Source organism: Pedobacter jejuensis (assembly GCF_003725795.1).
GTDB classification, from domain to species: domain Bacteria; phylum Bacteroidota; class Bacteroidia; order Sphingobacteriales; family Sphingobacteriaceae; genus Pedobacter; species Pedobacter jejuensis.
In genome coordinates this window covers 36,959-48,005 of record NZ_RBEE01000012.1, presented here as the reverse complement: position 1 = coordinate 48,005, position 11,047 = coordinate 36,959, and the positions used below count along the sequence as shown (strand labels likewise).

The following is an 11,047-nucleotide window of genomic DNA, read 5'->3' as shown; positions in this document are numbered from 1 at the left end:
CAAAAAATAGATTACATGAAAACTATTAAATATTACTTCCTATTAGTTGCCTTATTGTTCCAAATAGTTAATGTACAGGCACAAGGGAAAAACATAATGACTCAAAATCAGAATATAAAGCAATTCATCCAGATATGGGGGCTTGTTAAGTACAAATCTCAAAAAAGCATTGTTGGTAAATTTGATGCAGATAAAGTGTTTCTATCACTGATTGAGTCGGTTAAAAATGCTGATCAAAAGCAATTAAACCAATTGGTATCAACGATGATAGGACCAGTTGATCCTGCGTTCACGGCAAAAGCCCACAGCTACGACCATGATACATTAAGCAGCTACCAGCATTTGCTTAAAAATGTTGACTACAATTGGATTAAAGACAAGAAGTATACGATCGCTGTAAGAAAACAATTAACTGCATTGTCCAACCAGGTTAATCTGAGCGGCAACCATCAATATATTCCTGCAGTTTGGTATGAAAGTGATCTGCCAAATGAGGCTGCTTATACCGATTATACTTTTAACGAAGAGAGAATGAATTTGCTGACCCTGGCAAAGGTTTGGAATGCCATTGAATATCTCTTCCCCTATAAATATATATGATGGACAAGGACTGGAAAAAGGTTCTGACGGCAATGATACCTATCTTCAGGGAGATCAAGGACAGGACCAGCTATGAGAAGAGTGTTTTGATGTTAGAGGTTGCAATTAATGATACCCATGGAGGAGAGTTTATGGAAAACGGTAATTTGAAAATGACCAGTGATATTTTCAAAGTTAGATATTACCCACCCTTTGATTATAAAGCAGAGGCCAAAGGTATTATCGTTAAAAAATTCTTAAACGATTCTTTGGCAAAAAGTAGCTCGTTGAAAGCAGGTGATGAGATTGTCGCCATAAATGGAATAAAAATGGAGGATTGGCTTAAAGAAAGAGGAACATTGCTCCCTGCCTCCAATAATGCCGTTAAATACAGGCAATTGAGTACAGCTAATAATGACAGGGGCGATACTTTTGCATTTAGCAATTTAAAGGGTGAAACTGTAAATGTAAAGGTGAGAAGAGATAGAGCCTATCTAAATCTAAAGCTGGTGATGCTAGATCGTCATAACAGAAAAAGTGTCAAAATTATTGAAGATGATATTCTGCAAAAAAGGGCTAAAGAGAAAAAAATCAAAGGTATAGAATATATTGGTGACGATATTACTTTGTTCAGGGCTGGTAATATCTTTGATAAGGATCTGCCAAAAGACAAAGACCTTGCAAAATTATCAACTGAACTGAAAAGTAAAAAGGCCCTCGTTTTTGACATGAGAAAATATCCTCAGGCACCGGGTCTATTTGGTTACTATTTGCCATTGGTATTAGGTAAAGCACCATTTGCTTTTGCCCGTTATTATGCTGCAGACCTAAAAGACCCTGGCGCATTTATACATAGGGAAGATATTGAAAACTATATGTATGTGTCTAAGGACGGCACAAAACCCATGGGAGAATTGTATACAGGCAAAATCGTAATTTTGACCGATGAAAATGCCCAAAGTATGGGTGAGTGGTTTTCTATGATGTTACGTCAGTTCAATACCAATGCCACCATTATCGGTAGTCAAACAGCGGGTGCTGATGGTGATGTAAAAAGATTGAACCTGCCTGGAGGTTATCGTTTCAGTTTTACTGGTAATGGTATCTTCTATCCCGATGGACGAGAAACTCAGCGTGTTGGTATCAAACCAGATATTTATTTTAAAGTATCTGCCAAAGATTTGAGTGGAGTTGAAGATGCACATCTACAAAGAGCATTGAAGTACATCAGAGAAGGGAAATAAGCATTTAATTTGACGGTCTATGTAAAATTAAGCTGCTTCAAGTATGTATCACTAGCGCGTTACTTTCGCTACACAGAATGTTTAATACTTAGAGCACCTTTCTGGTTTTTTAGAGGTGTTAGAAAGGATTTTGGAGAAAATAAGTTGCAAGAAGACGTTGAAAATCTTAAGAAAAACTAAAATTTTGGTATTCTAAAAATCTTTCATTCTATTGGTTAGGGATGTTGTTGGAACACTTTTTAAGGTAATCAAATCATTAGTCTCTCAATTCGTTCATTGAGTTACCTAATGTCGAATGAATTATAAATAAGATATTTTAATACCTTCGTTTTCTGAGACGAAATTTATGCTAAATATTTTTTGGCCTATCACAAAGCCACCGTTTTTGATAATATTTTAATTTTTATCATTCAAATTTAATTCTTTAACTTAACGTTTGAATAAACTAAGATTGACGCTCATGAAGACCATTATATCCGCTCTGTTTGTTTGCTTAAGCTATTTCTCATTCGCACAGAAAGTCGAAGAAAAGTTGAGCAAAATTTATCACTCGGATTCCGATACCATAAAATACAAATATTCAGCTTATCCAGACACTTTTAAACTAGCTATAGGGAAAGTGGATACCACAAGTCCCGGAACGGACGTATCCAAAGGAATAATAATGACTGCTTTTATAGGAAAGGATACATTACGGATCAATGGCGATAATTTTCCCTACGGAAGGAGAACATATGTAAATGTACAGACGCCAAGAAAAAAGACCGTAGTCATTTTCAGGTATAATGCAGTTTCCGCCAGCTTCTCTCAGCATTACATTGATGAGAATGAGGGGAAAATTTCCTATGAAATTCCTGAAGTATATGAATTGGCTAATATCATTTGGACTTTATCACCGAGCGGAAAAACCGCAACCGATTTACAGAAGAATACCGATTATTATAAAAGAGTAGAAAGATACTTCAGTCCTTATTTAGACCATCCTGTGTTTAAAAAACTTCAATTTCAGAAGAATGAAATTGCAAATAAGTACTACGAGTTCAGAGAAAACAGCTTCATTTATAAATTTGAGGGCAATACGATTGTAAACGGAGGTGTTCATAACTATGTTTTTGGATCTGATTGGGATGGCTTTACCAATCTGTTCACGGATTTACTACCCTTGGTAAAGGATTTTGCTGATCAATCTAATTTCAGAAAATTTTATGTTTCAAATAAGAAGTTTTATGATGATGATTTAAAGCGGGTTGAAGAGCTTTTACCAGTTAGAAGTATGTGGAACTGGCTTGAAAAAGAATTTCCGGCAAGGCATAATGCATATAAAATTACCTTTTCACCGTTGATTGGCGGCTCACACAGCACGCAAAAATATTATGGCATGAACGAGAAAACCAATAAATGGTTCAGTGAAACCGTCATGTTTATCTGTGATGCAAATCGATATGATATTAGAAAGGAATTATCCGAAACAGAGAAAAAAGGTCTGATGTCCGGTATAGTATTCACCGAAATCGACCATAACTATGTAAATCCGGTCAGCTCTAAATATAGCAAGGAAATATCCGAAATCTATAATTCCGAAATATGGACTGATGAAAAAAACAGCTTCTATAAGAATCCGATGTCAGTCTTTAATGAATACATGACCCATGCTGCATTTTGCGTATGGGCTCAGGATAGTTTTGATCAAAAGACAAGTGAATTTGTTATCCAGGAAAGAGTCAAAATGAATCGTGAAAGAAGAGGATTTATTATGTTTGATAAATTTACCAATGCCTTGCTAAAATTCAAAAAAGACAATCCAACGAAGCTTCTATCTCAACTCTATCCTGAAATGATTCATTGGTCAAGAGCGCAATTAGAGAATAAAGTAAAATAAGTTAAAATTAATTTTGTGTTCGCAACTATCTAGTATTAAACTAAGGTTGTCTGAGTTTTTGATAAAGATCATCAAGTGGAATATTCGTTTTTTGAGACAAGCTCCACTTGGTAACTTAGAGATTTAAAATTCTTTAGTATCGAGGATTTTCAATTAAACTGAATTTAATTATGCTATTATTTGCTGTTCCCTTATATTTATTGCTTTCATAGGCTGGATCATTAATGCAGTACTGATCAAAAAGAATTTAAAACAAAATATGCCAATTTTGTTTATTTTGGGAGCATTTTTAGTGTTATTTGGAGAATCGTAGTATGAGTATCTCTTTAACCATTTCCCTTCGTTTTAAGACACATATTTCTCTTTTTATGCTGATCGGGGCATATATAAAAAATAAACCAATTTCCTACAGTAGATCAAACAAGTCATCATAAGCGCATATCTTTAGCAGATTTAAAATCCTGAAAGTTTCTATGCTGCAATTCTGGAATTTTTTTGTTTTTGTATTAAATAAACTGCTAGACAGTTAAAATTGGAAATTTCGCCACACTGTTCTGCATGTTTACCACTTTTAATTTATCATATTGTTGCTAATTGTTTCATTTGATAAATTTAAAAAAAATGAGAAAAGAACTATTTGCACCATTACTTATTCACATGTTTATGATGTGGCTTATTTTGAATATAAACCACATGATGCCATATTTAATGAGCTATCACGGAGAAACTACTGTTGTAAATGGCATTTTAATGTCTGGCTGGAATAATTTTATTAGATTCAATTTCTCTGTACCAAACATTTATCATATAATTATTTGTGTATTTGTTTATGCTCCTGCTGTTGAATTTACCTATTGGTTTGTTTTTAGAAAATATTCACTTCTTTTATCAATAGTTGCGTCCTTCCTATTTGCCTTTATTTTAGCGTTAGTAATTTCCCCAAGTTGGGACTTCTACAATTATTCAATAAATGGTTTAGTATCTGTTTTTTATGTAGCATGCTATTTTATTATATACTCGACAGCACGGCTTTATATATATAAACGCCTTCTAAAAAAAGATATACAACTTGGCAAATCAGAAAGTGAACTCAGCGCCCTGAAAGCGCAAATTAATCCCCATTTTTTATTTAACACGCTTAATTATCTTTATGGTACAGCAATTTCTGAAAAAGCTGAGAAAACCTCCAAGTCGGTTGAGATACTTTCGGAAATGATGCGCTATACAATATCATCTGCGAAAGAAAATTTTGTTGAATTAAAAAATGAGCTCAAGTTCATAAAAAACTATACTTATCTTCAGCAGGTAAGACTGCCCGAAATGAATGCTATTGAGATGGATATAGAAACCGGCAATACAGAAAATTATTATAAAATACCACCTCTATTAATTCTGCCTTTTATAGAGAATGCATTTAAATATGGAATCAGCGTAGATAATTCTTATTCCATTAAAATCCTTATTAAAATTATTGGTGATGAATTGAAGATGTCAGTTAAAAACACAATCAGAAAAGAAAATTTGGAAATTAAAGGAAATAATACAGGTATTGCTAATGCTAAAAGGCGCTTAGATTTGCTTTATGAAGGTAAATATTCATTAGTGTGTGCACAAAACAATGATATATATGAAGTAAACCTAAATATCAAATTAAATTAGATTTTATTTACTACTTGAGGCGATTGATAACAAATTTATTAGTCCGGAAAATTCTTAGCAAAAATGAAGACAATTGCAGTTGATGACGAGCCGGTCGCTCTAGAAATTATAAGTAATCATGCTAAAAAAATCCCATTTGTTGAATTTAAGGGCACGTTTCTTAGTGCGAGTGAGGCCTTAAAGTATGTAGTTGATGAGCAAATACAGCTTGTTTTTCTGGATATTGAGATGCCAGACTTATCAGGGTTGGAATTTGCGAAATTAGTTGATCATCGTGTACAAATTGTTTTTACTACTGCCTATTCCGAACATGCAATAAGCGGGTTTGAGCTTGCTGCCACAGATTATTTACTAAAGCCGATTAATTTTAACCGTTTTCTTCAAGCTTGTAACCTCGCAAACAACAGATTGACTAAGCCCTTGAACGAAACACCAATACGTAATAATGAATTGTTTGTAAAAGATGGCTATCAATGGGTTCGAATCAGCATTGATGAGTTATTGTATGTGGAAGGTCAGGACAATTATGTTAGTCTTTATGAAAGCCAAAAGCATACCATGACCCGCAGTACACTTAGTGAGTTTTTTTCCAAATTGCCCGCTGAAGAATTTGTGCGGGTTCATAAATCTTATGTAGTCGCGATTTCGAAAATCGATAAAATAGAAAGGCACCAATTATTTATTGCAGGAATAAAGATACCTCTTTCTCCTTCCTATCGTGAATCATTAATAAATGTGCTAAATAAATAAAAAAATATTACTTGGATAAACCGATAAAGATTGCCCCTATCTGGCAAGATAAGGTACGAATAAAAGATACAGTCTGTCAACATATTGCAAAATTGGCGATACTATACCATGCCCTCGCAAAAGCGATCTTAAATTTAAAAAAATTTTTGTTTTTTGAGAATTACAGTTTATAATAAGATGCACCCTTTAATCTATCTTCAATCTTTTGTTTAAGAGGGGAAAAGCTTCTCCTGTTAATTTTAAAAGATTTATTTTTAGATTTATAATCAAACTTATTTAATCATACCTTTATAAATGTTGTATGCATTTAAAAAAAATGAGAATATTAAGAGCAAGTGAATTAAAAGATGACCAATTATTCCTTTCTACATAACTCAAATATCTTAATTCATGTAATTGCTGGTTCAATCGCTCTATTACTCGGAATATTAGCCTTGACTTCGATAAAAGGTGGGAAGTGGCATAAGAAAAGTGGAAATTATTTTCTAATCCTTTTGGTAATTGTAGTTCTGACAGGATTAATCGGAGTATTTATCTTCAAACGCAATACCTTCCTGTTAATAATCACAGTTTTGAGTGCTTATTATGGTTTTTCAGGATATAGAATTTTAAAAACCAAAACTAATAAACCGAAATTTATTGATATCTTGGTTGCTATCATCTCACTAACATCGGTTTCCTATTTTTTATACTACTTCAAATCAATGGGAATGTATTGGTCGCCAATCATAATTTATAGTACAGTTGGAGCTTTGTTGTTTATAATCACCTATGATTTCGTAAGGTATTTAATTCCAGAAAAGGCTTATCGAAATATGTGGATCTACGAACACATTTTTAAAATGATTGGAGCTTTTACGGCTTTATTATCTGCTTTTTCAGGAACTGTTTTATACAATTACCAACCATACAGCCAATTTTTGCCCTCAGTTTTTGGAACGGTTTTACAAATTGGATTCATTGTATTTTACATCAGAAAATTTAAAAAGAATAAAAAAATAGTGGCATACCCCCCCCCTAACAAAAACAACGTATATAGCTCATAGGTTAATAGCTTTGATAATCCCTTAGTTTTGTGAAACATTTTATCTCTTTGCCGTAATTGGTGCAAGTAAACTTACAGATGAAAGCAAGATATACATTAGGGGATGAATACTTTCCTTATTTGGGATGATCTTATAAGAAAATTTTTTTGTCCAATGAAAAATTAGACTTAATTGGATAGTCAACTACAGATTAGTCTGATTTACACAAATCCATCTTTCACCACATTTTTCAGCCTCTCCGTCACATTTTTCAAAAGATACATTTTTTTGGAGCTAATTTTATCTTCATAATCTTTATCAAAATTAAAATGAGAAAATTTTTTACTGCCTTATTATTAGTATTCATCTATGGAACGTTATCGGCCCAACAGATTAAGCTGGGTGATAAAAATAAGTTTACTATCTATTCAAAATCTGAAAATTTAGATCACACAATCTATATTCAATTGCCAAAGGATTATGGGAGAGTGAATAAACATTATCCCCTAATAATTTTATTTGATGCGCAGGATCAAAGCCTTTATAACTATACTTCCTCCACAATCGATAGGCTGACATGGACTAATGATATTCCTGAAGCAATTTTCATTGGTATAGTTCAGGATGACAGAAGTAAAGAACTGAATTTTGAGAAAAATGAAACATCGTCTTTGCGATTTTTGGATTTTATAAAAAATGATCTGATTAATTATTTGAGCGAAAAATACCTATTAAACGGATTCTACACGCTCATAGGCCATTCTTTAGGTGGGCAATTTGTAACCAATGCGATGTTAACCTATCCAGAAACCTTCAAATCTGTAATTAGCATTAGTGGTGCATTAAATTATCCGAATAAAGATAACCTGGTTAATTCAAAAATAATCAGCAAACTAAACGATTATATAGCCAATACACCAGATAGTATGTTTTCTCGACAAAAGTATTATTTTTCGACAGGAGACGATGGGTTTCAGGAAAGTGGCTTTAAGTTAGGTGCATTAAAAGTAGATAGTTTACTCAAGGCGAACAAACCAAATTCGAAAAACTGGCGTTTCGACTTCTTTAAGGGATTAAATCATATGACTACTCCGCTAACAAGTCTTCCATCAGGTTTGACATTCATATTTAACGACTGGCATTTTTCGGATAGTTTAGCGATGGATGTATTACTGTATCATAAAAATGATCCATTGAAAGTTTTAAAGTCAAAAACAAAAGCTATAATCAAATCTTTTGGTACTGATATCGCACTACCGTATAATTCATACTACCAGTTTGCGGACTATTATTTAACAAATGGAAAAGTTATCGAGGCTGAAGAATTGACCAGACAGCTTCTTAATCTGTATCCTGATGATGAAGGCGTTTACAGCCTAATGGCAGAAGTGCTAACTAAGAAAGGGGATATAAAAAGTGCAATTATATGTTTGGAGAAGGCGCAGTCTAAATCTTCAATAGATAAATACACTGAAAAAATTAGAAAACTAAAAAACCAATAAATTTTGGAGCAAAAAGAATTAAACAACCTCAAACCTTCTGACTGAATAGCAGGATGAATTATCTTTATTTATTCGTTTTGTGAGACTGTTTAATACGCATAGCTGTATCAAGCATTTAAAATGTATGATTGGATTAAAATTCGATTGTAAAGGATACGGTAAGCCTTAACACGCAAGTAACGAAATAAAAATTTGATCCTAGGAAATAATTGTAAAATGCTTCGCTAGATATGTATTTGTGAGGATTATAGCGTGAGCGACTAAGGAGACATAATCTTGGCAAGTACTATCGATTTGAGTGATGATGAGATTTGTTCCAGAGTTTGCTGTCTTAATAGTAATCAATAATTGATAATCTTATAGTCTGGGATTTATTTGATTTTCTCTCATAATGTACAAACCAAATTAATTTGAGCCCGTTTTGTTAATTTTTAATTATCTGCAAGTCATTTATCAATAGCATATTAAAAATATATTTTCCGCAAAATAGGGTTGATTGAGCGAGGTTTATTGGTTAAGGAACAGATTGATAAAAAAGGTTTGTAAATCTAACAAAGATTATTTCACTAGAATATACGTTTAAAAGAATTTACTTATGTTTGGCTGTCAGCAATTTGTGGTGCATGGGAAAATTGTTGATTCTTAGATCTTAAACCTATTCAGACCGATATTTTGCAGATTAAAAAAAGCCATAATCCAGATAATGAATTCATACAATGGAAAAATTTCAAGAATGGTAACGCAGCTGCTTTCGAATACCTCTACAAAACCCATTCGGCAGGTTTGTATAATTATGGCTCGAAGTTTACCAAAGATAAAGACCTCATCAAAGAATGTATACAGGACCTTTTCGTCGGACTTTGGACGAGGAGACATTCGGTTGGAAATCCCGGGCATATAAAAAATTATCTCTATAAATCCTTTAGGCATGCCATTTTCAAAAAAATCTTTCAGCTAAGCAAAAATGAAACTTACGAGGAAACGGAAAACTATCAGTTTCATGCGGTTTTAAATATAGAGGAAACCATCATCGATAATGAACGGCAGTTACAGGTGAATGAGCAGCTTCAAAATGCAATGGCTAAACTTACAGCGAGGCAAAGAGAAGCTATTTTTCTTAAATTTCATGAGCAATTGAGTTACGAAGAAATCTCCCAAATAATGGGGATTTCGGTAAAGGCGGGGTATAAAATCATGGCCCGTTCCTTAGATTATCTACGTAATAACCTTTCTAAAGATGATTTATTGTTGCTTTACCTCCTACTTCATTTAAAATTAATTAACTGATAATCATATAGATATAACAAATTTTATTTTTTTAATGATTTCTGTGGGGTAAAAAACGGCTGCTGTTGCTAATAAGGTCAAAATAAAGAACAATGAAGAAACAGCTAAGTGATTACAAAGCTTATACTTTAGCAGACCTGATCAATGATGAAAGCTTTATCCTATGGGTACTTCAGCCTGATAGAACAGCTGAAATATTTTGGCAGGATGTTTTGGATACTTATCCTATCCTGCGCCCGACATTTGCGCATGCAAGGGAAATCGTATTGTCGATGCACTTCGAGACCGATGCTTTCGATATAGCTGAGCAAAAACAACTTTGGCAAAACATTGCTGCCAGTACTGTTTTAGTAGAAAAAACAGGCAGAATCTTCAAAATGTGGTATCGGTATGCAGCAGCAGCGGTTGTGGTTGGTATCCTGTTCTGCATTGGCATTTTATATTCTGTTAACTATAAGGTAGATATCGAAACACCTTTTGGCCAATTGAAGGATATCACTTTACCTGATGGATCAATAGTAACCCTGAATGCCAACTCGAGGATTAAATACGATAAAACCTGGAGTAAGAATGATATACGTGAGGTTTGGATCTCGGGCGAAGCGTTTTTAAAAGTAAATCACCTGCATCAGACAGGGAAAATAAAAAATTACGAACGTTTCATTGTGCATACCGGAGCGGTTAATGTAGAAGTTTTGGGAACTTCCTTCAACGTAAACGACAGAAGGGGCCGCACTGAAGTTGCCCTTTTAGAAGGTAAAATCAGTCTGGATTTAAAAACCGGTGGAATAAAACCACTTATTCTGGCGCCCGGTGATATCGCCGAATATACAAACGGTAAACTGCTCAAAAAACCGATTAACGTAGCAGAATATGCATCTTGGAAAGATGGAAAACTATATTTCCGCAATGTTCGGGTGGCTAAGATATTCGATTATTTCGAAGATATTTACGGATATAAGGTGGTGGTAGACGATCCGAAGATTCTGGAGAAAAGATTATCGGGTAACTTAAGTGCCAGGGATCGTGATGTGTTGTTTAAGGCCATTGGCGTTACCCTGAACATCAGTATTATCCCGAAAGCGGATACGAATGAACTGTTTGTTACATCTAAATAAGGCA

Annotated in this window: 10 protein-coding genes; all 10 read left to right on the top strand. The window is 33.8% G+C overall.

The genetic code is table 11. The features are described 5' to 3' along the window. Positions 1-15 precede the first annotated feature (15 nt). The 10 genes from D7004_RS07720 to D7004_RS07680 all read left to right on the top strand — a co-directional run bounded on the left by D7004_RS07720 (position 16) and on the right by D7004_RS07680 (position 11,043). On the top strand, positions 16-600 hold the full coding sequence (locus D7004_RS07720; RefSeq protein WP_123205304.1) for a hypothetical protein: 585 nt from the start codon (positions 16-18) through the stop codon (positions 598-600). Further along, positions 597-1,823, top strand: coding sequence for a S41 family peptidase (locus tag D7004_RS07715; RefSeq protein WP_123205303.1), 1,227 nt, complete (start codon positions 597-599; stop codon positions 1,821-1,823). The genes D7004_RS07720 and D7004_RS07715 overlap by 4 nt, the downstream gene beginning before the upstream one ends. A gap of 211 nt (positions 1,824-2,034) precedes the next feature. After that, a complete protein-coding gene (locus D7004_RS21235) occupies positions 2,035-2,103 on the top strand; it encodes an alpha family phenol-soluble modulin (RefSeq protein WP_407946537.1) in 69 nt (22 codons plus the stop codon). Between the two features lie 180 nt (positions 2,104-2,283). Next, positions 2,284-3,702 (top strand): DUF4932 domain-containing protein, encoded by a 1,419-nt coding sequence (locus D7004_RS07710; RefSeq protein WP_123205302.1) that lies wholly within the window; start codon positions 2,284-2,286, stop codon positions 3,700-3,702. Between the two features lie 621 nt (positions 3,703-4,323). Continuing rightward, entirely contained in the window at positions 4,324-5,361 is a 1,038-nt protein-coding gene (locus tag D7004_RS07705) for a sensor histidine kinase (protein WP_123205301.1), read from the top strand. Between the two features lie 63 nt (positions 5,362-5,424). After that, on the top strand, positions 5,425-6,111 hold the full coding sequence (locus D7004_RS07700; RefSeq protein WP_123205300.1) for a LytR/AlgR family response regulator transcription factor: 687 nt from the start codon (positions 5,425-5,427) through the stop codon (positions 6,109-6,111). A 347-nt stretch (positions 6,112-6,458) separates the two neighbouring features. Beyond that, positions 6,459-7,157, top strand: coding sequence for a hypothetical protein (locus tag D7004_RS07695; RefSeq protein WP_148042772.1), 699 nt, complete (start codon positions 6,459-6,461; stop codon positions 7,155-7,157). A 308-nt stretch (positions 7,158-7,465) separates the two neighbouring features. Further along, the gene (locus D7004_RS07690) at positions 7,466-8,638 is read left to right on the top strand and encodes an alpha/beta fold hydrolase (protein WP_123205298.1); all 1,173 of its coding nucleotides are present in this window, start codon (positions 7,466-7,468) and stop codon (positions 8,636-8,638) included. 672 nt (positions 8,639-9,310) lie between these two features. Next, positions 9,311-9,925 (top strand): RNA polymerase sigma factor, encoded by a 615-nt coding sequence (locus D7004_RS07685; protein ID WP_167459444.1) that lies wholly within the window; start codon positions 9,311-9,313, stop codon positions 9,923-9,925. A 92-nt stretch (positions 9,926-10,017) separates the two neighbouring features. Then, positions 10,018-11,043: a FecR family protein gene (locus tag D7004_RS07680; RefSeq protein ID WP_123205296.1), complete on the top strand. Its 1,026-nt coding sequence runs from the start codon at positions 10,018-10,020 to the stop codon at positions 11,041-11,043. Positions 11,044-11,047 lie beyond the last annotated feature (4 nt).

Bases quoted from the DNA above. Each gene is read 5' to 3' on its own strand.
- D7004_RS07720 (WP_123205304.1), top strand. From the start codon at position 16: ATGAAAACTATTAAATATTACTTCCTATTAGTTGCCTTATTGTTCCAA.
- D7004_RS07715 (WP_123205303.1), top strand. From the start codon at position 597: ATGATGGACAAGGACTGGAAAAAGGTTCTGACGGCAATGATACCTATC.
- D7004_RS07710 (WP_123205302.1), top strand. From the start codon at position 2,284: ATGAAGACCATTATATCCGCTCTGTTTGTTTGCTTAAGCTATTTCTCA.
- D7004_RS07705 (WP_123205301.1), top strand. From the start codon at position 4,324: ATGAGAAAAGAACTATTTGCACCATTACTTATTCACATGTTTATGATG.
- D7004_RS07700 (WP_123205300.1), top strand. From the start codon at position 5,425: ATGAAGACAATTGCAGTTGATGACGAGCCGGTCGCTCTAGAAATTATA.
- D7004_RS07695 (WP_148042772.1), top strand. From the start codon at position 6,459: ATGACCAATTATTCCTTTCTACATAACTCAAATATCTTAATTCATGTA.
- D7004_RS07690 (WP_123205298.1), top strand. From the start codon at position 7,466: ATGAGAAAATTTTTTACTGCCTTATTATTAGTATTCATCTATGGAACG.
- D7004_RS07680 (WP_123205296.1), top strand. From the start codon at position 10,018: ATGAAGAAACAGCTAAGTGATTACAAAGCTTATACTTTAGCAGACCTG.